The 26,752-nt window shown below is 70.3% G+C and carries 23 protein-coding genes; 15 read left to right on the top strand and 8 right to left on the bottom strand.

What is annotated here, in order from left to right:
- Positions 1-59 precede the first annotated feature (59 nt).
- From GNT64_RS14330 to GNT64_RS14315, 4 genes are read right to left on the bottom strand one after another with little or no spacing between them, the layout of a single operon-like run.
- Complete coding sequence (locus GNT64_RS14330) at positions 60-512, bottom strand: PaaI family thioesterase (RefSeq protein ID WP_156680143.1); 453 nt, start codon at positions 510-512, stop codon at positions 60-62.
- Between the two features lie 35 nt (positions 513-547).
- A complete protein-coding gene (locus tag GNT64_RS14325; protein WP_156680142.1) occupies positions 548-2,158 on the bottom strand; it encodes an efflux transporter outer membrane subunit in 1,611 nt (536 codons plus the stop codon).
- Positions 2,155-3,729, bottom strand: coding sequence for a DHA2 family efflux MFS transporter permease subunit (locus GNT64_RS14320; RefSeq protein WP_156680141.1), 1,575 nt, complete (start codon positions 3,727-3,729; stop codon positions 2,155-2,157). Before GNT64_RS14320 ends, GNT64_RS14325 begins: the two co-directional genes overlap by 4 nt.
- Complete coding sequence (locus GNT64_RS14315; RefSeq protein ID WP_156680140.1) at positions 3,729-4,982, bottom strand: HlyD family secretion protein; 1,254 nt, start codon at positions 4,980-4,982, stop codon at positions 3,729-3,731. Before GNT64_RS14315 ends, GNT64_RS14320 begins: the two co-directional genes overlap by 1 nt.
- Before the next feature lie 367 nt (positions 4,983-5,349).
- On the opposite strand from GNT64_RS14315, the gene GNT64_RS14310 reads away from it, so the two are divergent.
- Genes GNT64_RS14310 through GNT64_RS14300 form a run of 3 tightly spaced genes read left to right on the top strand, consistent with a single transcriptional unit; the run spans position 5,350 to position 10,550 of the window.
- Positions 5,350-8,694: a glycosyltransferase gene (locus tag GNT64_RS14310; protein WP_156680139.1), complete on the top strand. Its 3,345-nt coding sequence runs from the start codon at positions 5,350-5,352 to the stop codon at positions 8,692-8,694.
- Entirely contained in the window at positions 8,681-10,084 is a 1,404-nt protein-coding gene (locus tag GNT64_RS14305; protein WP_231639015.1) for a hypothetical protein, read from the top strand. Before GNT64_RS14310 ends, GNT64_RS14305 begins: the two co-directional genes overlap by 14 nt.
- 10 nt (positions 10,085-10,094) lie before the next feature.
- On the top strand, positions 10,095-10,550 hold the full coding sequence (locus GNT64_RS14300) for an MAPEG family protein (protein WP_156680138.1): 456 nt from the start codon (positions 10,095-10,097) through the stop codon (positions 10,548-10,550).
- Here GNT64_RS14300 and GNT64_RS14295 read toward each other — a convergent pair whose 3' ends face one another.
- The 3 genes from GNT64_RS14295 to GNT64_RS14285 form a co-directional block, all read right to left on the bottom strand.
- On the bottom strand, positions 10,551-10,898 hold the full coding sequence (locus tag GNT64_RS14295; protein ID WP_156681649.1) for a YbaN family protein: 348 nt from the start codon (positions 10,896-10,898) through the stop codon (positions 10,551-10,553). It lies immediately after the preceding gene.
- A 64-nt stretch (positions 10,899-10,962) separates the two neighbouring features.
- Complete coding sequence (locus GNT64_RS14290; protein WP_156680137.1) at positions 10,963-11,226, bottom strand: hypothetical protein; 264 nt, start codon at positions 11,224-11,226, stop codon at positions 10,963-10,965.
- Between the two features lie 9 nt (positions 11,227-11,235).
- Positions 11,236-11,739, bottom strand: coding sequence for a hypothetical protein (locus GNT64_RS14285; protein ID WP_156680136.1), 504 nt, complete (start codon positions 11,737-11,739; stop codon positions 11,236-11,238).
- 456 nt (positions 11,740-12,195) lie between these two features.
- Here GNT64_RS14285 and GNT64_RS14280 point away from each other — a divergent pair, with 456 nt between their 5' ends.
- The 11 genes from GNT64_RS14280 to GNT64_RS14230 all read left to right on the top strand — a co-directional run bounded on the left by GNT64_RS14280 (position 12,196) and on the right by GNT64_RS14230 (position 23,424).
- Positions 12,196-12,660, top strand: a complete 465-nt coding sequence (locus tag GNT64_RS14280) for a Ros/MucR family transcriptional regulator (protein ID WP_156681648.1) — start codon at positions 12,196-12,198, stop codon at positions 12,658-12,660.
- Positions 12,661-12,757: 97 nt separating this feature from the next.
- Positions 12,758-14,098, top strand: coding sequence for an aromatic ring-hydroxylating oxygenase subunit alpha (locus GNT64_RS14275; protein ID WP_197276998.1), 1,341 nt, complete (start codon positions 12,758-12,760; stop codon positions 14,096-14,098).
- Positions 14,095-14,550, top strand: coding sequence for a nuclear transport factor 2 family protein (locus tag GNT64_RS14270; RefSeq protein WP_156680134.1), 456 nt, complete (start codon positions 14,095-14,097; stop codon positions 14,548-14,550). Before GNT64_RS14275 ends, GNT64_RS14270 begins: the two co-directional genes overlap by 4 nt.
- Before the next feature lie 111 nt (positions 14,551-14,661).
- The gene (locus tag GNT64_RS14265) at positions 14,662-15,747 is read left to right on the top strand and encodes a GGDEF domain-containing protein (protein ID WP_156680133.1); all 1,086 of its coding nucleotides are present in this window, start codon (positions 14,662-14,664) and stop codon (positions 15,745-15,747) included.
- Positions 15,748-15,866: 119 nt separating this feature from the next.
- The gene (locus GNT64_RS14260; protein ID WP_156680132.1) at positions 15,867-16,556 is read left to right on the top strand and encodes an SDR family oxidoreductase; all 690 of its coding nucleotides are present in this window, start codon (positions 15,867-15,869) and stop codon (positions 16,554-16,556) included.
- A gap of 337 nt (positions 16,557-16,893) precedes the next feature.
- Complete coding sequence (locus GNT64_RS14255; RefSeq protein ID WP_156680131.1) at positions 16,894-17,139, top strand: hypothetical protein; 246 nt, start codon at positions 16,894-16,896, stop codon at positions 17,137-17,139.
- A gap of 106 nt (positions 17,140-17,245) precedes the next feature.
- Positions 17,246-19,342, top strand: coding sequence for a RelA/SpoT family protein (locus GNT64_RS14250; protein WP_156680130.1), 2,097 nt, complete (start codon positions 17,246-17,248; stop codon positions 19,340-19,342).
- Entirely contained in the window at positions 19,339-20,508 is a 1,170-nt protein-coding gene (locus GNT64_RS14245; protein ID WP_156680129.1) for an aminotransferase class V-fold PLP-dependent enzyme, read from the top strand. The genes GNT64_RS14250 and GNT64_RS14245 overlap by 4 nt, the downstream gene beginning before the upstream one ends.
- Positions 20,509-20,551: 43 nt before the next feature.
- Positions 20,552-21,655 carry a catalase family protein gene (locus GNT64_RS14240; protein ID WP_156680128.1) on the top strand — a complete coding sequence of 368 codons (1,104 nt, stop codon included), beginning with the start codon at positions 20,552-20,554 and terminating at the stop codon, positions 21,653-21,655.
- 63 nt (positions 21,656-21,718) lie between these two features.
- Positions 21,719-22,081: a hypothetical protein gene (locus tag GNT64_RS14235; RefSeq protein WP_156680127.1), complete on the top strand. Its 363-nt coding sequence runs from the start codon at positions 21,719-21,721 to the stop codon at positions 22,079-22,081.
- Complete coding sequence (locus GNT64_RS14230) at positions 22,078-23,424, top strand: hypothetical protein (protein ID WP_156680126.1); 1,347 nt, start codon at positions 22,078-22,080, stop codon at positions 23,422-23,424. Before GNT64_RS14235 ends, GNT64_RS14230 begins: the two co-directional genes overlap by 4 nt.
- Positions 23,425-23,489: 65 nt before the next feature.
- On the opposite strand, the gene GNT64_RS14225 is transcribed toward GNT64_RS14230, so the two are convergent.
- Positions 23,490-24,938, bottom strand: coding sequence for a helix-turn-helix domain-containing protein (locus GNT64_RS14225; protein ID WP_156681647.1), 1,449 nt, complete (start codon positions 24,936-24,938; stop codon positions 23,490-23,492).
- A 130-nt stretch (positions 24,939-25,068) separates the two neighbouring features.
- On the opposite strand from GNT64_RS14225, the gene GNT64_RS14220 reads away from it, so the two are divergent.
- On the top strand, positions 25,069-26,601 hold the full coding sequence (locus GNT64_RS14220; RefSeq protein ID WP_156680125.1) for an acyl-CoA carboxylase subunit beta: 1,533 nt from the start codon (positions 25,069-25,071) through the stop codon (positions 26,599-26,601).
- Positions 26,602-26,752: the final 151 nt, after the last annotated feature.

Raw genomic sequence — 26,752 nt, 5'->3', positions numbered from 1 at the left:
CCTCGTTTATCGAGAAGGGGTGAACGCCCAGCGGCCCCGCGGGTTCATGGGCGGCGGCGCTATCGTGCGAACACGAGCAGGGTGGAGGTGGCAGTCGCCAGCAGCCGGCCGGCCGCGTCGGCCAGCGTGGCCTCGGCAAAGGCGGCGCGGCGGCCCATCTGCACCACGCGGCCCTCGGCCCGCACCGGCCCCGTGGCCTCGCTGATGGCGCGCAGATAGGAAATCTTCAGCTCCAGCGTCGTATAGGCCTGGTCGGCCGCGAGCCGCGCATGCACCGCGCAGCCGCACGCGGAATCGAGCAGGGTGGCGGCATAGCCGCCATGCACCGACCCGATCGGATTGTAGACGCTGCGATCGGGCGCGCCCTCGAACGCGACATGGTCCTCATCGGCTTCCACCAGCCGGAAGCGCAGCGTCTCGGCGATGGGCGCGCCGGTGCCGGCCGCCATCATCGCCCGCAACTGCTGAAGGCCGCTTGGCCGCGCATCGGCCGTCGCGTCAGGGTCCGCCATCGCCGTCTCGCTTTCCGTGAAGGGAAAGCGCCGGCCTAGTCGCCCGCCTCGCCGGGGACAAGCGGCGTTCCGCGCGGCGCCACATAGGCGGGGGATGCCGCGCCGGCCTTCGTCTCGGCGAGCGGCAGATCCTCCCAGCCGCCGCCAAGCGCCTTGTAGAAGGACAGCAGGTCGCGGCGCAGCTGGCCGTCGCTCTGGGCAAGCTGGTCCTGTCCGGACAGGACGGACTGGCGCGCCTCAAGCACGTCGCCGAACGGCACCAGGCCGCTCTCGTAGCGCGCCTCCACCGCGTGCACCGCCCGCGCCGCGTCGGTCACGCCGCGCTTCAGCGCCGCCTGCCGCTGCTGCTCGGTATGGATGCGGATCAGCGCATCCTCCACGTCGCGCAGGGCGGAGAGCACCGTCCTGCGATAGTCCTGATACGCCTCGTCCGCCTGCGCCCGCCGCGCGGTGACGGTGCTGGAGCGGCGCCCGAAATCGAGCACCGGGAACATCGCGCCGGCATTGCCGGTCAGCTGCAGGCTGTCGCCGGAGAAGAGATTGCCGAGCGCAGTGGAGATCAGCTGCGCCATGCCGGTGAGGGTCAGGCGCGGAAACAGATCGGCCACCGCCACGCCGATATCGGCAGTGGCTGCGGCCAGCGAGCGCTCGGCGGCGCGGATGTCCGGCCGGCGGCGCAGCAGATCGGCGGGCAGGCCGGGCGGAATCTCGGGCGGCGGCGCCAGCTGCGGGCGCGGAACCGCCAGCTCCGCGATCAGCGAATCCGGCGTGCGGCCCAGCAGCACGCCCAGCGCGTGCATCTCCGCCTTGCCCTCGGCCACGATCGGGCCGACCACCGCCTCGGCATTGGCCAGCTGCGCCCGCTGGCGCACATAGTCGCCCTCCGGCACCAGGCCCGACTTCGCCGTCTCCGCCATCAGCTTCAGGTTGCGGGACTGGCGATCCACCTCGGCGCGGGCGATCGTCTCGCGCGTCTGCAGGGTGCGCAGCTGGAGATAGGCGTCGGCGATGTCGCCGATCAGGGAGAGCTGGGCGTCGCGCGCATTCCAGATCGCCGCCTGCGTGCGGGCGCGGGCCGCCTGGTTCTGGCGGGCGACGCCGCCGAACAGGTCGATCTCCCAGCTGGCGTCGAAGCCGACGGAGAAGGTGGTGACGCTGTTGCCCGGCAGCGCGATGCCCGATCCGGTGCCGCCGCCCGTACCGCCGGCGGCACCCCCGCCGGTGCCGCCCGCGCCGCCGGCCTCGCCGCCGCCGAACAGGCTGGAGAGGGAGGAGAGGCCGGCATTCTTGCTGAACTTCAGGCTGTTGACGCCGGCCTGTGCGTTCACCTCCGGCAGATAGGCGGCGCGCGCCGCGCGTTCCTGCGCGCGGGCGGCGGCGATGCGGGCGGTGGCGGTGGCGACGTCGGGGCTCTCGGCCAGCGCGATGGCGATCAGCCGTTCCAGCTCCGCATCGCCGAAGGCGCGCCACCATGCCGTCATCGGCGGCGCGGGCGTGGCGGCGCGATCGGGCGTCACCTCGCCGAAGCGGGCGGGTGCCGGCATCTGCGGCGCGCGATAGTTCGGCCCCACGGTGCAGCCGGCCAGCGCAAGCGCTGCGACGAGGGCGGCCGTCGGAGCGACGGCGGGGGCGGGCGGCCGCCTCATCCGTGCGCCCCGCCGCCGCGCCCCTGGCGGATGAACAGGCCGAACGGGGCGATGACGAGCACGAAGATCATGAAGCCGAAATACACATCGACATAGGCCAGCATCTGCGCCTGCTGCTGCACCTGCTGGTAGAGCGCCGCCAGCGCGGCATTGGTGCCGTCGGCCGCGCCGCCGATCATCCGGCCCAGCTGGTCCAGCCCCGTCACATATTCCGGGTTCAGCGGGTTCAGCGTCTCGACGATGCGATCCTGATGATATTGCCCGCGCTCGATCAGCGCCGCCTGCGAGATCGCGATGCCCAGGCTGCCGCCCAGGTTGCGCGCCACGTTGAGCAGCGCGGAGGCATCGTTGGTCTGGTCCGGCCGCAGGCCGACATAGGCGGCGGTGGTGATCGGGATGAACAGGAAGGGCAGGCCGGCGGCCGAGATGAGCCGGCCGAACGATGCGTCGCCGTAGCTGATGCTGGTGTTCCAGCCGGACATGTACCACAGCGCCACCGCCTGCAGCAGCAGCGCCGGCACCAGCAGCGCGCGCGTATCCACCCGACCCGCCAGCTGGCCGACGATCGGCATCGCGATCAGCGTGGCGATGCCGCCGGTGGTGAGCGCCAGGCCGGCGTTGGTGGCGTTGTAGTTGAACACCTGCTGCAGCATCTGCGGAATGATCGCGGTGGTGCCGAACAGCACGGCCCCCGTCGTCACCATGAACATGATCGTGATCGCGAAGTTGCGGTTGCCGAGCAGGCGGACGTTAACCACCGGATCCTTGCGGTTCAGCTCCCACAGCACCAGGCCGATGATCGAGACGACCGACACGATCGCCGCGGTGGTGATGAAGCCGCTGGCGAACCAGTCGTCCCGCTCGCCGCGATCGAGCGTCAGCTCCAGGCAGCCGAGGCCCAGCGCCACGAGGGCGAAGCCGACATAATCGACCTTCAGGCCGCCCTTCAGCCGCTCCCGCCGCTCCTTCTGCAGGATCTTGGGCTCCACCACGAAGGCGTTGACCAGCAGCAGCGAGACGATGCCGACCGGCACGTTGATGAGGAAGATCCAGTGCCAGCTGATATTGTCGGTGATCCAGCCGCCGAGGGTCGGCCCCAGTACCGGGCCGACCACCACCACGACGCCATAGGCGGCGAATGCCTGCCCGCGCTTCTTGGGCGGAAAGGTGTCGGCCAGGAACGACTGTTCGGACGGCGCGAGGCCGCCGCCGCCGATGCCCTGCAGGATGCGCGCGAAGATCAGCACCGGCAGGCTGGGCGAGAGGCCGCACAGCAGCGACGAGCCGGTGAAGAGCGCCACCGAGATCATGTAGTAGCGCTTGCGCCCGATCACGTCGGACAGCCAGCCGGAGATCGGGATGACGATCGCGTTCGCCACCAGATAGCTGGTCAGCACCCACGTCGCCTCGTCCTGGCTGGCGGAGAGGCCGCCGGCGATGTGGGTGAGCGAGACGTTGGCGATCGAGGTGTCCAGCACCTCCATGAAGGTGGCGAGGCTGATGACGCCGACGATCAGCCACGGATTGCGCTTGCCGGCGGCGGATCGCGCGTCCGTCCACTTCTCCGCCATCAGCGCACCGTCACGCGCGGCACCACCGACATGCCGGGGCCGAGCACGTAGCGTTTCGAATAGACGCGATCGAACACGATCCGCACCGGCACGCGCTGCACCACCTTCACATAGTTGCCGGTGGCGTTCTGCGGCGGCAGCAGGGCGAAGGCTTGGCCGGCGCCGCGCTGGATCGAATCGACATGGCCGCTGAAGCGCACGCCGGGATAGGCATCCACCTCGATATCGACGTGCTGGCCGCGGCGCATATGCTCCAGCTGGGTCTCCTTGAAATTCGCCGTGACCCACATCTGATCGGGTACGATCGCCATCAGTTGCTGGCCCGGCGCCAGATAGCTGCCGACATTCACCTGCCGGTTGACGACCTGGCCGTTCAGCGGCGCCTGGATGCGCAGGTAGGAGAGGGTGACGTCCGCCTGGCGCACGCGGGCGACGGCGGCCGCGCGCTGGGCGCGCGCGGCGTCCACCTCCTTGGCGGCGGCCAGCACGTCGGCGGCGGCGGTCTGCACCTGGCGGCGGGCGGCGAGCGCCTGGGCGGCGGTGCTCTCCGCCTGCGCGCGCGCCTGATCCACCTGCGTGGCGGCGGCGGCCAGCGCGTCGCGGCGCAGCAGATCGAGGTAGCGCGCATAATCGCGCGCGGCGCGGCGGGCGTCCGCCTCCGGCGCCAGCGCGTTCGCGGCGGCCTGCCGCCGGGTGGCCCGGGCGGAGAGCACGCGCGCCTGCGCCTGCGCGATCGCCGCGTCGGCCTGGGAGACGCCGGCCACCGCTTCCAGCCGGCTGGCGGCCGGGGTGCCGGGCTCGATCGCGGCGAGCAGCTGGCCGATGCGGACGTGGCGGTTGTCCGATGGCGCGACGTAGATCACCCGCCCGCTGGTCTGCGCCGCGATGCGGACGATATGCGCGTCGATGAAGGCGTCGTCGGTCGATTGGAAGCGGCGCGCGTGCAGCCACCACAGCACCCCGCCGACGATGAGGATGACGAGCACGATGCCGCCGACGATCCAGAAGACCGGCCGCTTGTAGAGCGGCGGACCCTTGTCCTTCTTGTCGTCCTCGTCCTCTTCGTCGTCGTCCTCGGCGTCGTCGTTCTTTTCGCCGCCGTCCTCGTCGTCTCCGTCCTTGTCGTCGCCGCGGTCGCGACGCTTCTTGGCGTCTTTGTCCCCGTCGCCGCTCTTCTTCCCGTCGGCCTGTTCGGCGGGCTCGCCGTCGCTTGCCTCATGCTCGTCGGTCTTGCGATCGTCGTCTTCGGTCATGCGCGACTGCCGTTCAGGAGGGGCGAAGCGGGGCGGATCGACACAGCCTTATCGACCGCCGATCATGCGCGGTATCCCAAAAGCGGCGGAACCGGCGCGCCTCTGCCGGCCGCGACCGGTCAGCGAGCGGGCGCATCCTGGCGGTGACGGGCATCGCCCGCTCCCGCCAGCAACATTTCGGCACACAGACACGCCCGGCAAGACGGACAGGCCGTCGATCGGTTCCGCCGCCGGCTTGATGTCGGCAAGTTCACTTGCCGACCGCCGCGCCCGGTGGTTCAGCCGCCGCGATCGTCTTCGATGGCGCCGGCCGGCCAGTGCGGCTATCGACGGGCGATCGATCGGGGAAGGCGACGCGCGGCGGACCATGACAGGCGAGGCTCCGGTCTTCTACGATGCGTCCGGGCGGCGGCGGCGGCGGTTCCGCCTCGCCGTGGTCGCCTTCGTGCTGCTCGCCATCCTCGCCGCCGCCGGCTTCGCCGCCACCATCATCGCGGTGGTGCCGCAGGAGCAGCTGCCGTTCCAGGTGGAGCGGCCATCCTCGATCGGCCGGCAGGACGGTTTCGCGCGCAAGTCCGATCGCTCGCTCAACCGCATCCTCCATTATGCCAAGCGGCTGTGGACCGGCCCCCACGCCCAGGGCAACGCGCCGCTGGCGATCGCCTTCACCGCGCCGTGGGACGATGCCAGCGCCGCCTCGCTGCTGCGCCACGTGGAGGAGCTGGACTGGGTGGTGCCGGGCTGGCTCTCGATCACCGGGCCGGATCATCGCGTCACGTCCTTCCCCGACATACGCGGCAAGGCGATCCTTGCCCGCGCGGTGCACCGCCCCAAGGTGCTGCCGATGGTGCAGAACGCGATCCAGGGCGAGTGGGACGGGCCGGGCCTGGCCGCGCTGCTGCACGATCCGGCGGCGCGAAAGACGACGCTGGACCGGGTCGAGGCGCTGCTGCTCGCCAACCGGGCCGACGGCGCCTTCTTCGATTTCGAGGATCTGCCGCCCGCCGCCCACGCCGACTATCGCCGCTTCCTGGCGGAGGCGCATGCCCGCTTCGCCAAGCGGCGGTGGATCGTCGCCATCGCGGTGCCGGCGGACAATCCGGAATGGGATCTCGCCGCCTACGCCAAGGTGGCCGACAAGCTGTTCCTGATGGCCTATGACGAGCATTATCAGGGCGGCGATCCCGGCCCGATCGCTTCGCAGCACTGGTTCGAGCAGGTCGTCGTCAAGGCGGCGCGGGCGATCCCGCCGGATCGCATGGTCGTGGCGATCGGCTCTTACGCCTATGACTGGAAGAAGGGCGGCGAGACGGACGCGCTCTCGGTGGAGGAAGCGTGGCTCAACGCCCGCGAATCCAGCGTCGTGCCCGCCTTCGATCCGGACAGCGGCAACAGCCGCTTCCGCTACGAGGAGGCCGGCCAGCAGCACGACGTGTGGATCGCCGATGCCGCCAGCGCCTACAACCAGATGCTGGCGCTGCAGCGGATGGGCGTGCGATCGGTCGCGCTGTGGCGGCTGGGCAGCGAGGATCCCTCGCTGTGGCGGTTGTTCGGGCGCGACAACCGCACGCTGCCAAGCCCGCAGGAGATCCGCGCCATCCCGGCCGGCACCAACGTCGATATCGAGGGAAATGGTGAGATATTGCGCATCGGCGCCGTCCCCGTCACGGGCGAGCGCCGCATCGCCACCGGCAGCCACGGCCTGATCGCCGAGCAGACCTTCCTGCGCCTGCCATCGCCCTACCAGGTTGAGCGGACCGGCTACCGCCCGCACGAGATCGCGCTGACCTTCGACGACGGGCCGGACCCGGACTGGACGCCGAAGATCCTCGACATCCTGAAGGCGAAGAACGTGCCGGCGACCTTCTTCGTCGTCGGCGAGAACGGGCTGACCGAGCGCGGCCTGCTGCGCCGGCTGATCGCCGAGGGGCATGAGGTGGGCAGCCACACCTACACCCACCCGAACCTCGCCCGCGCCAGCGAGAACGAGACGGTGCTGGAGCTGAACTCCACCCAGCGGCTGTTCCAGGCGTTCACCGGCCGCTCGCTGCGGCTGTTCCGCGCGCCCTATTTCGGCGATGCCGAGCCGACGACGGCGGACGAGATCGGGCCGGTCGCGCAGGCGCAGCAGCTCGGCTACCTCTCGGTCGGCCTGCATGTCGATCCGGGCGACTGGAAGCGGCCGGGCGTGCAGGCGATCGTCGACCGCACGGTGGAGGGGGCGGACGCCTCCAGCCCGGAGCGCAGCGGCAACATCGTGCTGCTGCACGATGCCGGCGGCGATCGCGCGCAGACGGTGGCCGCGCTGCCGCTGCTGATCGATCGCCTGCGCGCGCAGGGCTATCGCTTCGTCACCGTATCGGCGCTGGCCGGGCTGAAGCCGGGCACGGTGAATCCGCCGATCTCCAAGAGCGACCGGCTGGCGGCGCAGGCGGACCTCGGCCTGTTCCTGTTCCTCGGCTGGACGACGATCGCGCTGAAGTGGATCTTCATGGTCGCGATCACCCTGGGCATCGCCCGCGCGCTGGCGCTCTCCGCGCTCGCGCTGGTGCAGGCCCGGCGCGAGGCGCGGACGGTGTTTCCGGAGATCGACCCGGCGGTGCGCGTCACCGTGCTGATCCCCGCCTATAACGAGGAGCGCGTGATCGAGCGCGCCGTGCGCCGCGTGCTGGAGAGCCGCGACGTGCAGGTGGACGTGATCGTGATCGACGACGGATCGCGGGACCGCACCAGCGCCGTGGTGGCGGCCGCCTTCGGCGACGAGCCGCGCGTTAGGCTGCTGACCCTGGAGAATGGCGGCAAGGCGCGCGCGCTGAACCGCGCGCTCGATCTGGTCGACAGCGAGATCATGATCGCGCTGGATGCCGACACCCAGTTCGAGCCGACGACGATCGCGCGGCTGGCGCGGTGGTTCGGCGATCCCCGGCTCGGCGCCGTCGCCGGCAACGCCAAGGTGGGCAACCGGGTGAATCTGGTGACCTGCTGGCAGGCGCTGGAATATATCACCGCGCAGAATCTGGAGCGGCGCGCGCTCGCCCGGCTGGATGCGATGACGGTGGTGCCCGGCGCGGTCGGCGCGTGGCGCACGCGCACGCTGAAGGCCGCCGGCGGCTACCCGGCCGATACGCTGGCCGAGGATCAGGATCTGACGATCGCCATCCAGCGGCGCGGCTGGCGCGTGCATTACGATCAATATGCGGTGGCGTGGACGGAGGCGCCGGAGAGCTTCGGCGCGCTCGCCAAGCAGCGCTTCCGCTGGGCGTTCGGCACGCTGCAATGCCTGTGGAAGCACGGCCGCCTGATCGGCGAGGGGCGGCCGCGCGGCCTGGCCCGGATCGGCCTGCCGCAGGCGATCCTGTTCCAGATCCTGCTGGCGGCGATCTCGCCGATCATCGATCTGGCCCTGATCTTCAGCATGCTGGATACCTGGGCGCGGGTGCAGGCGCACGGCTGGGCGCAGACCGAGACCGATCTCGGCCGGATGCTGACCTACTGGCTGATCTTCACCGCGATCGATCTGCTGGCCGCGATCATCGCCTTCGCGCTGGAACGGCGGGAGCGGTGGCGGCTGCTGTGGCTGCTGGTGCCGCAGCGGATCGGCTATCGTCAGGTGATGTACTATGTCGTGCTGAAGGCGATCGTGCAGGCGGTGCGCGGCCCGAGCGTGGGCTGGGGCAAGCTGGAGCGGAGCGGGCGCGTTGCCGCGCGCTAGGCGCGGCGCCGCCTTCCCGGCCTGGCCGCCGGCCCTCGCCGTCGCGCTGCTGTACGCCGCGCAGATCGCGGCGTTCCGCTGGGGCGTCATCACGCCGGACACGGTGTTCCAGTGGGGGCAGGCGCTTTCCGGCCGGTATGACGACTGGCACCCGCCCGCCACTGCCTGGGCGTGGCGCCAGCTGATGCCGCTGGGGCCGGGCACCGCGCCGGTGCTGCTGGCGCAGTGCGCGCTCTACTGGGCGGCGGCGTGGCTGATCGCCGACACGCTGCGCCGGCGTGGCGACGGGTGGGCGGCGGCGGCCGTGCTGCTGGTGGCGGCGGCGCCGATCCCGTTCGGCCAGATGGGCGCCATCCTCAAGGATCCGCTGCTCGCCGCCTGCTGCCTGCTGGCCGCCGCGCTGATCCTCGCCCGGCCGCGCGCGGCGGTGCCGCTGGCCGTCGGCCTGCTCGTCTTCGCCAGCGCAACGCGGATCAACGCGCCCTTCGCCACCGCGCCGCTGCTGGTGGCGCTGCTGCCGCCGCGCTGGACCGATCGGCCGGCCCGGCTGGCGGCGGCGCTGGTGCTGTCGGCGGCGCTGCTGTTCGCCGCCGGCGCGCTGATCAATCGGGTGATGCTGCGGCCGCACCGCGCGCAGCCGATCTTCTCACTGCTCAACTTCGATCTGGCCGGCATCGTCGCGCATGGCGACGCCACCGCCTACCCCAATCTCGCCCCGGCGGTGGCCGCGCGGGTCACGGCGCGCTGCTACGATCCGGCGCAGTATAATCCCGGCTTCGGCGAGACGTGCGACCGGGTGGAGGATGCGCTGTTCGCCCATGCGGCGGCGCAGGCGCGATCGCCGGCGGCGATCTGGATCGGCGCGGTCGCCGCGGCACCCGGCGCGTGGGCGCGCCACCGCCTCGCCCATTTCAACCGCAACATGCGGCTGTTCGTGCCGGCCGTGCCGGACGACGCGGTCTACATCATGTCGGAGCCCAATCCGTTCGGCCTGCGCTTCGTGCCCAATGCCGCCACGCTGCTGGTCCGCCGGGCGGCGATGGGGCTGGCCACCTCGCCGCTCGGCCGGCCGGCGACGTGGCTGGCGGTGGCGCTGGGGCTGCTGCTGGCGGCCGGCGCCAGCACGACCCGGCTGCCGTCGCGCCGCTTCGTGCTGGGGCTGGCCGCCTCGGCGGCCGGCTATGGCGGCGCCTATGCGATGATCAGTGTGGCGCCGGACCTGCGCTACAATCTCTGGACGATGCTGGCCGCCGCGATGGCGCTGGCGGTGGCGCTGGGCGAGTGGGCGCGCGATCCCGCCTGCCGGCCGTCACGCGGCCGCGCCGCGCTGGCGCTGGCGCCGGCGGCCCTGGCGGTGGCCGCCGAACTGGCCGGGCTGGCGATCGGCTGAGCCATGCGGCATGACCATGCCGATCCCCCGGATGGAGACGATGATGCCGCAGACCGCGATCCTCTGGCCCACCTTCGCCATGGTGGCGCTGGTGTTCGCCGTGTGGCTGACGCTGTTCGTCCAGCGGCTGGGCCACATCCGCCGCAATCCGCCCACCGCGCGCGACTTCGCCGACGGCGAGGCGGCGATGCGCTACTTCCGCCCGGTCGAGATGCCGGCCAACAATCTGGCCAACCTGTTCGAGATGCCGGTGCTCTACTTCGCGCTGGTGCCGCTGCTGCTGGTGACGGGCCGGGCCGGCGCGGCGCAGGTGGTGCTGGCGTGGCTCTACGTGCTGCTGCGCGCCGCCCACAGCTACATCCACATCGGGCCCAAGCAGGTGCGGCCGCGGTTCATGACCTACCTCGCCTCGTGCGCGATCCTCTCGGCGATGTGGATCGGCTTCGCGGTGGATATGGCGCGGTGATCAGGGGCGGGTGGCGATCCAGCCGCCGGTGACGATCGCGACCGCGCCCGGCAGCAGCCCCCACGGCATCGGCAGCACGGCGAGCCCGATGGCGGCGCTGGCCGCGAGCATCGCCAGCGCCGCGATCTTGCCCCGCCGGCTGATCGCCCCGCGCTCCCGCCAGGCGCGGATGTGCGGGCCGGCCGTCGGATGGTCGAGCAGCCGGCGCTCCAGCGCGGGGCTGCCCTTGCCGAAGCAGAAGGCGGCGAGGATGTAGAAGGGCACGGTCGGCAGCAGCGGCAGCGCGATGCCGACGCTGCCGACGACGAAGGCGACGATGCCGAGGCCGAGATAGAGCCGGCGCCGCAGCGTGGACATCGTGCCGGCCGCAGCCTCACCGCCCGGCGCGGCGTCGGCAGGCGGTTCCGTCGGACTAGCCCGCCGGATCATCCGCCTCCCCGGCGCGGGCCATCAGCCGCGTGAAGTCGCGCGCGGCGGTGCGATCGGCCGCCTTCTCGAAGGCGCGATCGGGATCGGGGGCGGCGCCCAGCACATGCAGCAGCGCCCACAGCGCGAAACGCCGGCCGGGATCGCGCTCCACGCCGAAATCGATCGCGATCCGCTCCGCCGTGTCCGGGCCGATCGCGGCGGGATCGTCGCTGCCGGCATAGTGCAGCAGCAGCGCGTCCAGATCCATCGCCGGCGCCTAGCGGCCGCCGAGATCGCGCAGCAGCGCCATCTCCGACCGGCAGAGCTCGATCGCGTCGATCGTGTCGACGATGTCGCCCGCGCTCATCCGCACCTCGTCGGCCACGCCGCGACGCGTGGTGCCGTGCGCGCAGCGGATCGACGGCGCGTCCGGGCCGGACGCCGCCGAGACGAAGCCGGTGGCGACCAGATTGCGCAGGCGCTGATAGTCCTGGATGCGCGTGGCGACGCTCTCGATCGCGTCGCGGTCCGATGCCCGCCTGCGGCCGCGCTCGATCAGGGCGCGCCACTCGGCCAGCCGCTCGTTGATCGTGCGGGTGCGCGTGGCGGGATCGCCGAGTTCGCCGCCGGCCCGGCGCAGACGCGCAATCTCGTCGTCCAGCGTCCGGTCGAGCAGGCTCCACTGGAACAGCAGATAGCCGATACTGGCCATCAGATCGTGGAAGCTGGCTGGCTGTGCCGCGTGCGCGGCGGGAGAATCGATCGTCTCTTGCAAGGTCATGCGCGACTCCGGGAATGATCCGGTTAATCAACATCATGCTGCGTGGCCATGGGTGGCCGTCCGGTTTTGCGAACGGACGGTCGCAGGCGCATCCTGCCTCCGTCGTTCGCCGATGCGACGGGACGCGCAACAAAAAGCCCTCGGACGGTTCCGCGACGCACCTTGTCAGTCATGAACCAAACATGGGTTATCTCCGGTCCAAGTCGAGCCGATCGCAACTGTGCAAATTGAAAATTGTTCGCAACTGGAGCGAGGAACGTCGCTATTAGACTTGAGGAGTGTCGACGGCGCGAAACTTTTGTCCGATGCCGCGTGCTTCCTGTCCGTTTTTGCGCGTCAATTATAGTGCGGGATACTGGTCAGACGCGAATATCGCCACTATATCCCGCGCTCTCCCAAGCCGCGACGCAGGTCCGGCATCGGGCTCATAAAAAGCGAAAGGTCGCCATAGTGTCCATCGACTCGTCTTCCGAAGATCTGCTCGCGCTCACCGCCGATATCGTCGCCGCGCATGTCGGCAACAACGATGTGGCGATCGGCGACGTGCCCGGCCTGATCGCCACGGTGCATTCCGCGCTCGCCGGCCTTGCCGCGCCGACCGCCGAAGCCGCGCCGCCGCAGGAGCCCGCCGTCTCGATCCGCGCCTCGGTGAAGCCGGACTACCTCGTCTCGCTGGAATCCGGCCGCAAGCTGAAGATGCTGAAGCGGTATCTGCTGACCAGCTACGGCATGACGCCCGAGGATTATCGCCGGAAGTGGGATCTGCCGTCCGACTATCCGATGGTCGCGCCGAACTATGCCAAGCAGCGGCAGGAACTGGCCCATCGCATCGGCCTGGGCCACAAGCGCCCGGCGGCCGCCGCAAAGCCGGCCGAGACGCGCAAGCGCAAGGCGCGCCAGCTGGCCGACGCCGCCGAGTAAGCGAAGCGCCGGCGCCCGCCCGCGCCGGTCCTAGCAGAACGGCGAGCATACGGCCGCGCGGTCCGCTCCTACCCTCTTGTCGCATGAGGGAATGGAGATGACCGCGCGGCCTTCGTTCGAGATCGATCCGGCGTGGTATCGCACGGCGGAGCGTGCCGCGCTGGAATGGACCCACGTCTGGTCCCGGCTGTGGCACATGGGGCCGCGCGCGCAGGAGCTTGCCGAGCCCGGCGACGTGATGATCCACTCGCTCGGCCGCGAGAGCCTGCTGTTCGTGCGCGGCGCGGACGGCGTGGCGCGCGGCTTCTTCAACGTCTGCCGCCACCGCGCGAACCGGCTGGTGCTGAGCGGCGACGGCCCCGGCCACGCCGCCGCCTTCACCTGCGCCTTCCATGGCTGGCGCTACGCGCTGGACGGCACGCTGATCGAGGTGCCCTGCCGCGAGCGGTTCGACGCCCGCATCGACGATCCGGCGTGGACCGCGCTCGCCGCCTTCCGCGTCGAGGAGTTTGCCGGCTGGCTGTGGTTCACGCTTGACGATGCCGCGCCGCCGCTGCGCGACTATCTCGGCCCGCTCCACGATCGCCTCGCCGCCTATCGCATGGAGCGGGCGACGATCGTCGACTACAAGACGTTCGATTTCGCCTGCAACTGGAAGACGGTGCTCGACGCGTTCAACGAGAGCTATCACTTCCAGGCGCTGCACCGCGAGATACTGGCGTGGGGCAATGAGGACGCGCCGATCACCCTGCTGGGCATCCACAGCATGATGGTGAACGAATATGGCGCGCCGAGTGCGCTCTACCCGGAACAGGAACGGCTGAACCCCGCGCTGACCGCCTATCTGGAGGCGAGCGGGATCGATCCGGCCGCCTTCGCCGGCGGCCCGGCCGACGTGCGGCTGGCGGCGCAGGCGGCCAGGCGGGCGGCGCAGGTGGACAGCATCTTCCCCTATGCGTCGCTGGCGGACGGGCAACTGACGGACGCCTATCACTACCTCCTCTTCCCCAGCCTGCACTTCAACCTGTTCCCGGAATTCTACGTGGCGATGCGCTATCGTCCGCACCCCTCCGGCGATCCCGAGCGGATGTTCTTCGATTTCATCATGTGCGCGCCGCTGGCAGAGGGCGAAGCGGTGCCCGACTACACCCACCGCGTGGTGCGCGGCGGCGCGGAGCCGGTGGGCGAGGTGTTGCAATGGGGCGCGCGCGCGCATCCGGTGGCCGAGATGGTGCTGTCGCAGGACGTCGACCTCGTCGAGCATGTCCAGCGCGGGCTCGGCTCGCAGAGCTTCGTCGCGCCGCTGCTGGGTACGGACGAGCGCCGCATCACCCACTTCCACGAATCGATCGACCGGCTGATCCGCGGCGAAACGGTGGCCGACCTGATCGCCACGCGCGAGGACGAGAGCGTCGCCCGGCGGGAGGCGGCGGAATGAGCCGCGAGGAGAATATCGCCCTCGCCACCCGCTACCTGACGGCGATGTCGGCCGGCGCGTGGGAGACGGTGGAGGCGATGTACCATGACGACATCGTCGTCCACATGGCCGGCGCGACGCCCGCTTCCGGCAAGCTCGTCGGCAAGGAGGCGGTGACGGGCGACCTGATCGCGCGGCAGGTCCACGCCGCGCTCGATCCGGCGCGGATGCACTTCGCCCGCCGCTGGAAGATCATGTGCGCCGACGAGGAGCGCGTGACGATCATCATGGAGGGCGGCGGCCCGACCCTGAGCGGCGACGTGTACGACCAGACCTACTGCGAGATCTTCCGTTTCCTGGACGGCCGCATGATCGAGATGCACGCCTTCTACGATACCGTGCTGATCGAGCGCTGCCTGTTCGCCAATCCGCTCGCCCGGCCGCGCCCGGCGCTGCCGCCGCTCGACTATTAGGCGATTAGACCAAAGTCATAAAAATTTGCGGGATGCTTCGCCGCGTTCGCCGTTACGAAAGGTTTTGCCGCGATAAATCCTGGCGTGGGGAAGCTATCGGCAGGTTGGACAGTGATAGGCAGACTATCGTCACTAACGGCGGCGCGCCTTCGCCAGCAGGAACCGGCGCCGATTGCGCGGGAAGACGCGCAACGCAAGCTGTTCCGCCTCGTCGGTGAGTTTCTGGGCGAGCATCATCTTGCGCCGACGCCCGGCAACTATGCGGTGGCGCACGCCGTCGTCACGGGATCGCATCCCGAGATAGTGCGTGCGGTGCGCGAGGCGACGTTCGGCGACCTCCGCCTGTCGCAGGTCGATGCCGATGCGATCCACGCCCGATGCTGCCAGCCGCAGGTCGCCATCTCCGGCGCCGCCGCGTCGGTGGCGGAGCTGGTGCGCGCGGTGGACGAGGCGCGCGAGAGGTTCGATCGCTACGCCGGCATCGTCGACAGCTCGCGCCAGGATGCGCAGGCCTATGGCGACGCGCTGGCCAGCGAGGCGGCGACGATGAGGCCGGCGCGGGAGACGAGCGGCGCGGAGACGGTGGCGGCGCTGATGGCGCTCACCGAATCGATGATCGACAAGACCCGCCGCGCCGAGGAGCAGCTGCGCGCCGCCTCCGCCGAGATGGACGATCTGCGGGCGAACCTCGCCATCGCGCGCCAGGATGCGGAGACCGATCCACTGACCGGCCTGCCGAACCGCCGCGCGTTCGAGGCCTGCTTTGCCGAATGTCTCGCCGGCGCCGGCCAGCGCACGGTATCGCTGGCCTTGTGCGACATTGATCGCTTCAAGGGCGTCAACGATCGCTACGGCCACGATGTCGGCGATCGCGTGATCCGCCTCGTCGCCAAGGAGCTGGCGCAGGGATGCGACGGCAGCGTCGTCGCGCGCTACGGCGGCGAGGAGTTCGTGATCCTGTTCGAGGGCCGCGAGCTGGACCTCGCCTATCGCCTGCTGGACCGCACGCGCGAGGCGTTGAGCGACCGCAGCTTCAAGGTGGCCGGCACCGGCGAGACGCTGGCGGACCTCTCCTTCTCCGGCGGCGTCGTCGCCGTCGCGCCGGGCGAGGACATACGCGAGGCGCTGCGCCGGGCGGACGCGGCGCTCTACCGGGCCAAGCAGACGGGGCGGAACCGCATCGAGCGCGGCCTCTGAACTTTCGCGCGGAGGGACGCCGCCCCCGCGATTAGGACAGTTTGCGCCACCCGCCGCCCGTGCTGCATGTCTGCCGCAAGAGTCACCGCCCCCCGCGGTGACGGTTCGGAGAGAGACGCATGGCGAATGTGGTAATCAGTGGCGCCAGCCGGGGCATCGGGCTTGAGCTCGCCCGGCAATATGCCGAGGTCGGCGACAGGGTATATGCCTTCGTCCGCGATCCGGCCAACGCGCCGAAGCTGGAGGCCGTGGCGGCGCAGGCCGGCGGCAACCTGACCATCCACGCGATGGACGTCGCCGACGACGCCTCGGTCAAGGCCGCCGCCGGAGAGATCGGCGACGTCGCGATCGACACCCTCATCAACAATGCCGGCATCAATCGCGAGCATCAGGGGCTCGACGACATGGACTATGATGCCTTCCGCGAGATCAACGAGGTCATGATGATCGGCCCGTTCCGCGTGTTCCAGGCGTTCCTGCCCAATCTCGAGAAGGCGGGCACCGCGCGGGTGATGAGCGTGACGAGCCAGCTCGGCGCCTCCACCTGGCCCTATGGCGGCTATTACGCCTATGCCGGCGCCAAGGCGGGCCTGAACCGGGTGATGCGCAGCGTGGCGATCGACGTGAAGGATCGCGGCATCCTCGTCGGCGTGGTCCATCCCGGCTATGTGAAGACGGACATGGGCGGCCCGGAGGCCGACATCGAGCCTTCGGAGAGCGCCGCCGGCATCATCGCCGTCACCGCCGCGCTGACGCCGGAGACCACTGGCGACTTCTTCAAGTGGAACGGCGAGAAGCACGACTGGTAGGATGAAGCGCGGGCCGGCGGACACCCATCCGCCGGCCCGCGCGCCCCCCGCCCGCCGTGCGGGTCGGGCGCGACAATCGGACGGATCGTCGCACAGGACGGATCCGCAACGCCGTCCGAACATTGTGCTGGCTGCCGGGCCTGCCGGCATGTCCACCACCCGCGAATAGCGGCCTAGTAGCGGATCCGTCCTGCATGTTCTCGCGTCCCGGCCCCTCGCATCCGGTGCTGCCGGCCATGTCGATCGCCGTCGATGCGAAGATGACTCGCCCGGCCACTTCTGCTAGATCGTCGCAACCACTGTCGCCGTCAGAGCGGCAGGGCCGAGGATGACTGAGATGACCAAGCACATGTTTGCGCCCGCCGCCGTCGCCTGCCTTGTTGACGGACGCTCGCCGCGTCCGGAGGAAGTTGACGAGATGGCGGCCAAGATCTGGCGCGAGGCCTATCATCGCCTCTGGAAGATCGAGTGGAGCGAGGTGGAGCCGGGATCACGCCTGCACGCCAGCATCCTGGCGGCCGCGCTCGCCGCGCTGGGCGCGCTCGCCAGCTTCGGCCCGGACATGCTGAACGCCGCCTTCTGAGCCAGGGCGGCCGAGTCGCGCCGCGGCCAGCCCCCGGACGCGCCTCTTCTCGGCCGCCAAGCGTTCTTTTGTTGCCGCCACGTGAGCGCCGCCCCATGTTGGCGGCGTGCTGAGACAATATGAACTGGTGGATCGGGTTCTCGACTACGATCCGGACGCGGACGAGGCGTTGCTGAACCGCGCCTACGTCTTCTCGATGCAGGCGCACGGCAGCCAGAAGCGGGCGTCGGGCGACCCCTATTTCAGCCACCCGATCGAGGTGGCCGGCATCCTGACCGATCTGCACCTGGACGACGAGACGATCGCGACCGCCATCCTGCACGACACGATCGAGGATACGGTCGCGACGCACGAGGATATCGAGCACCGCTTCGGCAGCAACGTCGCGCGGCTGGTGGACGGCGTCACCAAGCTCAGCAAGATCGAGGCGCAGACCGAGAACGAGCGCGCGGCCGAGAATCTGCGCAAGTTCCTGCTCGCCATGTCGGACGACATCCGCGTCCTGCTGGTGAAGCTGGCCGACCGGCTGCACAACATGCGCACGCTGCACCACATCCCGAACGAGGCGAAGCGCCGCCGCATCGCCCGCGAGACGATGGAGATCTACGCGCCGCTGGCCGAGCGGGTCGGCATGTACGAGTTCATGAAGGAGATGCAGACGCTCGCCTTCAAGCAGCTGGAGCCGGAGGCCTACGAATCGATCACGCGCCGGCTGGGCCAGCTGAAAGAGGGCGGCGGCGACCAGATCGCCCGCATCGGCTCCGGCATCACCCTCCATCTCGGCCGCCACGGCATCCGCGCGGAGGTGACGGGGCGCGAGAAGCATCCCTACTCGATCTGGCGCAAGATGGCCGAGCGCCACATCAGCTTCGAGCAGCTTTCCGACATCATGGCGTTCCGCGTGATCGTGGCCGATCCGGATCAGTGCTACCGCGCGCTGGGGCTGATCCATCGCCGCTGGCCGATGGTGCCGGGGCGGTTCAAGGATTATGTCTCCACGCCCAAGCGCAACGGCTATCGCTCGCTCCACACCGCCGTGATCCATTCGGAGCGGATGCGCATCGAGATCCAGATCCGCGACCGCGACATGCACGCCCAGGCCGAGCACGGTCTCGCCGCCCACTGGGCCTACAAGCAGAAGCAGGGCAAGCCGGACGGGCAGACCAGCTGGATTCGCGACCTCGTCGAGATACTCGACCATGCCGAGAGCCCGGAGGAGCTGCTCGAACATACGCGCATGGCGATGTACCAGGATCGCATCTTTGCCTTCACCCCCACGGGCGAGCTGATCCAGCTGCCCAAGGGATCGACGCCGGTCGATTTCGCCTATGCCGTCCACACCGATCTCGGCGATCAGACGGTGGGCGCCAAGGTGAACGGCCGCGTCGTGCCGCTGCGCACCGTGATCGAGAATGGCGATCAGGTGGAGATATTGCGATCGAAGGCGCAGGAGCCGCAGCCCGGCTGGATGAACTTCGTCGCCACCGGCAAGGCCCGCGCCTCGATCCGCCGCTACGTGCGACAGAAGGAGCGGGGCGAGCGGGTGGCGCTGGGCCGCAAATTCTACGACGAGATCGTCAAGCGGCTGCCGGCGCAGCTGGGCTCGGATGCGGTGGGCCAGGCGCTCCGCCGGCTGGGCCTGCCCGATCAGGACGCGCTGATGGAGGCGATCGCGCTGCAATCGATCACCGATGGCGAGGTGATCGAGGCGCTGATGCCGGGGTCCGGCGGCGCCGTGTCCGTCGCCCGCGGCGCGGCGCGGCCGCAGACCGAGGCGATCTCCATCCGCGGGCTCACGCCGGGCGTCGCCTATACGCTGGCGCCGTGCTGCCACCCGGTGCCGGGCGATCGCATCGTCGGCCTGCGGCGGCCGGAGGAGGCGGTGGAGGTGCATGCGATCGATTGCCCGCGCCTGGCCGACGGCGTCGATGCCGACTGGGTCGATCTCGCCTGGGGCGACGCGTCGGACGGCGGCACCGCGCGGCTGGCGATCGTGGTGCGCAACGAGCCCGGCGCGCTGGGCGTGATGGCGGGCATCCTGGGCGCGCAGCACGCCAATATCGTCAACCTGCTGCTCACCCACCGCGACGCCGGCTTCCACACCTTCCACCTCGCGGTGGAGGTGCGCGACGTGCAGCACCTGATGAAGATCCTCGCGGCGCTGCGCGCGGCGGACGCGATCTCCTCGGCCGAGCGGCTTTGAGCACGGGCGGCGGCTATCGGCATCTGTTCCAGCGCGCGATCGCGGCCGCACCCGATCGCGTGCATCTGGCGGCGCACAGCCACCCGCTATGGCCCGATGCGAGCTTCGTCGGCCAGATCGCCGCGTGGAGCGATGCGGCGCGGCTGGCCGGCGACAAGTGGTCGCGGGTGCTGGACGAGATCCGGCCCGGCGCGCAGGCCCATGTCGCGGCCGAGCTGAACCTGCCCGATGCGGCGACCGTGGCGTTCGCCGGCAACGCGCACGAACTGCTGCTCCGCCTGGTCTCCGCGATCGATCGGCGGCCGGTCCGCATCCTGACGAGCGACGGGGAGTTCGCCAGCTTCGCCCGCCAGGCCGCGCGCTGGGCGGAGAGCGGCCGCGCGATCGTGGAGGCGGTGGCGATGGAGCCGCGCGCCACCTTCGCCGATCGCTTCGTCACGCGGGCGCGGGCCGGCGGCTTCGATCTGGCCTATGTCAGCCAGGTCATGTTCGGCAGCGGCCTGGTGTTCGATCGCATCGCCGATCTCGCCGCGCTCGCCCGGCCGGAAGGGCCGTGGGTGGCGATCGACGGCTATCACGGCTTCATGGCGATAGAGACGGATCTCTCCGCCGTGGCCGATCGCGTCTTCTACATCGCCGGCGGCTACAAATATGCGATGGCAGGGGAGGGCGCCGGGCTGATGCACGCGCCCCCCGGCTACGGCCCGCGCCCCGAGGAGACCGGCTGGTTCGCCGATGCGAGCGAGCGGGGGACGGTAGGCTATCCGGCCGATGCGAGGCGCTTCATGGGATCCACCTTCGATCCCTCCGGCCTCTACCGCTTCGTCGCGGTGCGCGACATGCTGGCCGGCGAGCGGCTGACGACAACGGCGATCTCCGCCCATGTGGCCGCCCTGCACGCGCGCCTGCTCGACGGGATCGGGGGCACGCCGCTGGCGGCGGCGGACCTGCTGAACCCGCCGGGCGCCGGGGCGCGCGCGCGGTTCCTCGCCTTCCGCTCGCCACAGGCCGCCGCCTGGGCGGCCGCCTTCGCCGCGGAGGAGGTTGTCGTCCACGCGCGCGACGATCTGCTGCGCGTGTGCCCCGGCCTGAACAACGATGAGCGCGACGTGGACCGCTTTCTTGCCGTCGCTAGGGCGCTGCCGGGAACCACCGCGCCGGGCTGACGGTTTATGTGGCGGCCAAATGCCTGACCACGAAGGACTTTCGATGACTCAAGCGCCCACTGCCCCGATCCGCTACACGCCCGCCGTCGAACAGCCCGAGCCGAACGAGGCGGAGGTCACGCGGGAGCTGGTCGATACGCTGCACGGCATCATCGAGACGACCTACAAGGATTACGGCCACGCCGTTCGCAGCGTCCACGCCAAGAGCCACGCGCTGCTGGAAGGCACGTTCGAGGTGCTCGGCGGCCTGCCCCCGGTGCTGGCGCAGGGCCTGTTCGCAGAGCCCGGCACCTATCAGACGGTGCTCCGCATCTCGACCAACGCCGGCGACATCCTGCCGGACAGCGTCTCCCTGCCGCGCGGCATGGCGGTGAAGGTGATCGGCGTGGATGGCGATCGGCTGCCCGGATCGGAGGGAGACGCCACGCAGGATTTCGTCATGGCGATCGGCCCCGCCTTCCTGGCACCGACGCCGGCCAAGTTCCTCGCCAACCTCAAGATGCTCGCCAAGACGACCGACCGGGTCGAGGGCGTGAAGAAGGTGCTCTCCGCCACCCTGCGCGCGGCTGAGAGCGCCTTGGAGGCTGTCGGCGGTGAGAGCGCGATGCTGAAGAGCATGGGCGGCCAGGCCCAGACGCATCCGGCCGGCGAGAGCTACTTCACGCAGGCGCCGCTGCGGTACGGCGACTATATCGCCAAGCTGTCGGTCGTGCCGCTCTCGCCCAACTTCAAGGCGCTGGCGGGCGAGACCGTGGACATCGGCGGCGATCCGGACGGATTGCGCGGTGCGATGAACGAATTCTTCGGCGCCGAGGGCGGCCAGTGGGAGGTGCGCGCGCAGCTCTGCACCGATCTCGACAAGATGCCGGTCGAGGACGCGTCCGTGCCGTGGGACGAGGAGGAGAGCCCGTACATCCCGGTCGCGCGGATCACGGTGGAGCCGCAATCGGCGTGGAGCGAGACGCGCGCCAAGGTGGTGGACGACAGCCTAGCTTTCTCGCCGTGGCACGGGCTTGCCGCGCATCAGCCGCTCGGCGGGGTTATGCGGGCGCGCAAGCCCGCCTACGAGATGTCGTCCGGCTTCCGCGGCCAGCATAACGGCTGCCCGATGCACGAGCCGAAGTCGCTGGAGACGCTCCCCGCCTGATCGGCACTTGCCAAACGGGCGGCGTCCGGTGCTTGATCGGGCCATGCCGCCGCCCGCCTTATCGTGCTGCTGACCGTCGCCCTGCCGCCGGCGCTGACCTTGGCGGGTGCGGCGCGCGTGCGATTGCTGCACGCTACGGCAGGAGCGGTGCTGATGCCGGGATCGAAGCTGCTCGACTTCAGCGTCGATCTAAGCGCGGGCGCGGCGCACGACTGTCCGCCGATCTCCCACTATCGCCTCGTCCTGCGCGAACGCGGTCGGCTCGTCCGGCTGAACGTGGGGCAAGGGGATGCGCTGATGCCCGGTGTGGCCGTGGCCATGCTGGCGACGGACACGGGCGACACGGCCGACGATCCGCGCGCGCGCCTGGCCCGCGTGACGGTCGCCAGCATCGTCTTCCACGCCGAGGGCTGGGGCGGGCGGTGAGCGGGATCGCGCTGCGGCTGGGGCCGATCACGGTGGCCGGGTATCGGGTCGTCCGATCGGCGCTGCGGTGGTTGTGTCCCGACGGCCACGTCGCCCGCGCCGGCGAGCCGATCGCCTACTGCACCCTCGGGCTCTCCGCCGATGCCGATGGCGGCACGCCGTTCACCGGCGAGACGCGCGACTTCCAGGTCGCCTTTGCGCCCCGCGTCGGCGGGCGGGTGGCCCACGCGGCGGAGACGCAGGGCGGCTTCCTCGATCGGCTCAGCAATTATCGCTGGTCGGACGATTTCGTGATCGCGCACATCGAGCCCGAAGGCCGGCCGCTGCCCGGCGATGCGGCGCTGCCGCGCCTGCTGATGCTGGCCGGCCGGCGCATGACGGAACTGGCCGAGGACCGATCCGGCCTGCTGACCGGCTGGCACGATCGCGTGCGCGGCTGGTGGGGAGAAGAGGAGGGCAGGGCCGGGGGCGAGACCGCGACCCTGCTCGCGCTCGGCACCTGCGAGCTGACCGGGGCGCTGCGCGGCGAGCGGGGCGGTTTTCTGGAGCTGTTCGCCGCGAGTGGCGGCGGCGGGCAGGTGGCGGTGGTGCAGGACGAGCCGCTCGTCCCCTCCGTGCGCATCCTGCTGGAACAGCTGGCGCGGTCGCCGGGGGACATGCTGGCGATCGAGGCCGATGCCGCGGCGGGCTTCGCCGCCCTCTCGCCCCCGCCCGCCGCCGGTGACTGGCTGTTCCTGGGCGCGCTGCTGGCGGCGCTGCGGCGCACGCCGATCACCGACGACTATCTGCTGCTGGGCCGGCAGGGGCTGCGCCGCGCCGGCCCGGCCACCGCCATCGCCCTGACGCTCACCGCCGAGCTGCCGCCCATCCTGCGCCACCGGCGGCTGGGCTATGCGATCGCCTGCCACCCGTTCCGGCTGGCGCAGGTGGGCGCCGCGACGCGCGCCTGGCTGGAACGCGACTTCGTGGCGGAAGCGCGCGACACGGAAGAGATCGCCGCCGACCTGCGCCTGCTCGCGCGGACGGTGCGGGAGCGGACCGGGGCGGCGCTGCTGATGTGCAACGGCATATCGGCGCAGATCCACGAGGACATCCTGCACTATGCCGCGTTCGACGCGCCGCTCGGCCGCACGCTGAGCACGGTGCGTGCGAAGGAACGGAACGTGATGCTGGACGGTCTGGCCGCCGGGGAGGGGATCGGCGTGGTCGATGTCGACGCGATCGTCGCCGAGCACGGCCTGTGGCGCCACCTGCCGGACGGCATCCACCAGAGCGGCGCGGTGCAGGCGGCGGTGCGCGACGAGATGCTGGCGATCCTGAACCAGCGCGGCGTCCGCCTCTGAGGGCGCGAAAGGCCTGGCCCGGCATGATGTGATCCGAGACGGCCGCGAGTACCGCCGTCGTCCGGTCACAGCACGCGATAGGGCACCACCTCGCGCACGTTCGGATCGATCACGATCGCGCGGTCGGCCGGCGGGAAGGCGCGCTGGTCGCAGCCGGCGCGCGGGCACAGGCGGCAGGAGATGCCGATCGGCGCGGCCGCAGTGCGGCTCGCCAGATCCAGGCCGTCGGCATAGATGAAGTCGCCGGCATGCTCGATCTCGCAGCCGAGCGCCACGGCGTAGCGGCGGGGGCTGCGCGCATAGCTGCCGCTGGGCTTCACCAGCCCCTTGGCCATCGAGACGTAGCGCAGGCCGTCCGGCGTCTCCGCCAGCTGGACAAGGATGCGATCGGGGATCGCCACCGCCTCGTGCACGATCCACAGCGGGCAGGCGCCGCCGAAGCGGGCGAACTGCAGCCGCGTGGCGGAGTGGCGCTTGGTGATGTTGCCGGCCATGTCCACCCGGCAGAAGAAGAAGGGGATGCCGCGCGCGCCGGGCCGTTGCAGCGTGGAGAGGCGGTGGCACGCCTGCTCGAAGCTCACGTCGAACCGCTGGCACAGCCGATCGATGTCGTGGCGGCAGGCGCGGGCGCTGTCGCGAAAGCGGCCATAGGGCATCAGCAGCGCGCCGGCCGCCTGGTTGCCGAGGCCGATCGAGAGCAATCGGCGCGATTCGGGCGCGCGCAGATCGGCGCCGCTGGCGATGCCGGCGATCACCTCGGCGAACGACAGGCTGGCCAGCTGGTGGGCGAGGAAGAAGCGCCGCGTGGCCGGCGGCATCGCCCGGTTCAGCGCCAGCAGGCCGCGCGCCGGATCGAACCGGCGGAGCGGCGGCGTATCGTCGCGCTCGTCGCTGGTGGAGATCACGTCCACGCCGTGCGCCGTCTTCAGCGCGTGGACCAGCAGCCCCTCCGGGATCGGCTCGGCATCCAGCGAATGGGCCAGCGCCTCCGCCGCGCGATCGATCGCGTCGACATAGTTGCCGGCATTGTGGAACCAGTCCCGCACCTCCTCCCACGGCTGCCGCCCGCCGCCGGGCACGCCGCTGGCGATCGCCTCGTCGGCGATCAGCCGCCGCTCCTCGCTGCGGCGATAGGCGGCGTGCAGGCGGACGAAGCGTTCGGCGAGGCCGGGCTGCTGCTCGGCCGCGCGATCGAGCGCCTGCGGCTCCGGCGGCAGGCTGGCGAACAGCGGATCGGCCACCGCATCGCGCAGCGCGGCCAGATGCGCCGCGCCGCCCACGTCGGCCGGGTTCCAGTCGAGCGGGAAGGCGGCGGCGAGCGCTGCGGAAACGGCGTGTGTGACCGGACGATCGTCATTCTCCAGCTGCGACAGATAGCTGACCGAGAGGCCGAGCCGCTGCGCCATCGCCGCCTGGCCCAGCCGGTGGCGCTGGCGCAGCGCGCGCAGCACCGGCCCGGCGAACAGCCGCCGGCGGGGCGCGGCGACCGCCTGATCCGGGGCGGACGGCGGCATCAGCGCGGGCAGCGCGGCGGGGTCCGGCATCGTCATTCTGCAAACAACCTCTTCGCAATTCCGCAAGTTCGCATTTGCACAATCCGGCGCGGCTTGGAAAGGGAGAGGCGCGTGAACCGAGGGAGCCCGCATGCTGGCCATTTTGCAGAAGCTGGAACAGAAGCGCGAGCAGGCGCGGCTCGGCGGCGGGCAGGCGCGGATCGACGCGCAGCACAAGAAAGGCCGCCTCACCGCGCGCGAGCGGATCGAGGTGCTGCTGGACGAGGGCTCGTTCGAGGAGCTGGACGCCTATGTCGAGCATAACTGCATAGATTTCGGCATGCAGGAGCAGGTGTTCCCCGGCGACGGCGTCGTCACCGGATCGGGCACGGTCAACGGCCGGCTGATGTTCGTGTTCAGCCAGGATTTCACCGTGTTCGGCGGCTCCCTTTCCGAGCGGCACGCCCAGAAGATCTGCAAGATCATGGACATGGCGATGAAGGTCGGCGCGCCGGTGATCGGCCTCAACGATTCGGGCGGCGCCCGCATCCAGGAAGGCGTGGCCTCGCTGGCCGGCTATGCCGAGGTGTTCCAGCGCAACGTGCTGGCATCCGGCGTGATCCCGCAGATCTCGGTCATCATGGGGCCGTGCGCCGGCGGCGCCGTGTATTCGCCGGCGATGACGGACTTCATCTTCATGGTGAAGGACAGCTCGTACATGTTCGTCACCGGGCCGGACGTGGTGAAGACCGTGACCAACGAGGTGGTGACGCAGGAGGAACTGGGCGGCGCCGTGACCCACACCACCAAGTCCGGCGTGGCCGACGTGGCGTTCGAGAACGATATCGAGGCGCTGCTGGCGACGCGCGACTTCGTCGACTTCCTGCCGCTGTCCAACCGGCAGGACGTGCCGGAGCGGCCGACCGGCGACGCCTGGGACCGCTACGAGCCGAGCCTGGACACGCTGATCCCGGACAGCGCCAACAAGCCCTACGACATCAAGGAACTGATCGCCAAGGTGGTGGACGAGGGCGACTTCTTCGAGGTGCAGCCCACCCACGCGGCCAACATCGTCACCGGCTTCGCCCGGATCGAGGGGCGGACGATCGGCATCGTCGCCAATCAGCCGATGGTGCTGGCCGGCGTGCTGGACATCAACTCGGCGAAGAAGGCGGGCCGCTTCGTGCGCTTCTGCGACGCCTTCGACATTCCGATCGTCACCTTCGTCGACGTGCCCGGTTTCCTGCCCGGCACCGCGCAGGAGCATAACGGCATCATCAAGCACGGCGCCAAGCTGCTGTTCGCCTATGCCGAGGCTACCGTACCGAAGATCACCGTCATCACCCGCAAGGCCTATGGCGGTGCCTATGACGTGATGTCGTCCAAGCATCTGCGCGGCGATCTCAACTATGCGTGGCCGACGGCCGAGATCGCGGTGATGGGCGCCAAGGGGGCGGTGGAGATCATCTTCCGCAAGGACATCGGCGACAAGGACAAGATCGCCGACCGCACCGCCGAATATGAGGCCCGCTTCGCCAACCCGTTCGTGGCGGCCAGCAAGGGCTTCATCGACGAGGTGATCATGCCCCACTCCACCCGCCGCCGCATCGCGCTCGGCCTGCGCAAGCTGCGCAACAAGCAGCTGGAGAATCCGTGGAAGAAGCACGACAACATCCCGCTGTGAGGGGACGCGAAACGGATCGTGAGATCGGTTATCCACATCGATCGAAGGCTCGTTCGGCTTGAAGCGATCGAAGAGGTACGTAGTGGACCTAGCCGATTTCAGCGGATCGAAGACGGACATGCTGCCCTGGAAGATCGGCACCGACAGACAT

It is taken from the genome of Sphingomonas profundi, from assembly GCF_009739515.1.
Lineage (GTDB): Bacteria > Pseudomonadota > Alphaproteobacteria > Sphingomonadales > Sphingomonadaceae > Alterirhizorhabdus > Alterirhizorhabdus profundi.
Note: the sequence above shows the minus strand (reverse complement) of the source record. Positions and strands in the feature narration are given on the sequence as shown.

Coding starts and splice junctions, on each gene's coding strand:
- GNT64_RS14330 (WP_156680143.1), bottom strand. CDS start 512: ATGGCGGACCCTGACGCGACGGCCGATGCGCGGCCAAGCGGCCTTCAG.
- GNT64_RS14325 (WP_156680142.1), bottom strand. CDS start 2,158: ATGAGGCGGCCGCCCGCCCCCGCCGTCGCTCCGACGGCCGCCCTCGTC.
- GNT64_RS14320 (WP_156680141.1), bottom strand. CDS start 3,729: ATGGCGGAGAAGTGGACGGACGCGCGATCCGCCGCCGGCAAGCGCAAT.
- GNT64_RS14315 (WP_156680140.1), bottom strand. CDS start 4,982: ATGACCGAAGACGACGATCGCAAGACCGACGAGCATGAGGCAAGCGAC.
- GNT64_RS14310 (WP_156680139.1), top strand. CDS start 5,350: ATGACAGGCGAGGCTCCGGTCTTCTACGATGCGTCCGGGCGGCGGCGG.
- GNT64_RS14300 (WP_156680138.1), top strand. CDS start 10,095: ATGACCATGCCGATCCCCCGGATGGAGACGATGATGCCGCAGACCGCG.
- GNT64_RS14290 (WP_156680137.1), bottom strand. CDS start 11,226: ATGGATCTGGACGCGCTGCTGCTGCACTATGCCGGCAGCGACGATCCC.
- GNT64_RS14285 (WP_156680136.1), bottom strand. CDS start 11,739: ATGACCTTGCAAGAGACGATCGATTCTCCCGCCGCGCACGCGGCACAG.
- GNT64_RS14275 (WP_197276998.1), top strand. CDS start 12,758: ATGACCGCGCGGCCTTCGTTCGAGATCGATCCGGCGTGGTATCGCACG.
- GNT64_RS14270 (WP_156680134.1), top strand. CDS start 14,095: ATGAGCCGCGAGGAGAATATCGCCCTCGCCACCCGCTACCTGACGGCG.
- GNT64_RS14260 (WP_156680132.1), top strand. CDS start 15,867: ATGGCGAATGTGGTAATCAGTGGCGCCAGCCGGGGCATCGGGCTTGAG.
- GNT64_RS14255 (WP_156680131.1), top strand. CDS start 16,894: ATGACCAAGCACATGTTTGCGCCCGCCGCCGTCGCCTGCCTTGTTGAC.
- GNT64_RS14240 (WP_156680128.1), top strand. CDS start 20,552: ATGACTCAAGCGCCCACTGCCCCGATCCGCTACACGCCCGCCGTCGAA.
- GNT64_RS14225 (WP_156681647.1), bottom strand. CDS start 24,938: ATGCCGCCGTCCGCCCCGGATCAGGCGGTCGCCGCGCCCCGCCGGCGG.
- GNT64_RS14220 (WP_156680125.1), top strand. CDS start 25,069: ATGCTGGCCATTTTGCAGAAGCTGGAACAGAAGCGCGAGCAGGCGCGG.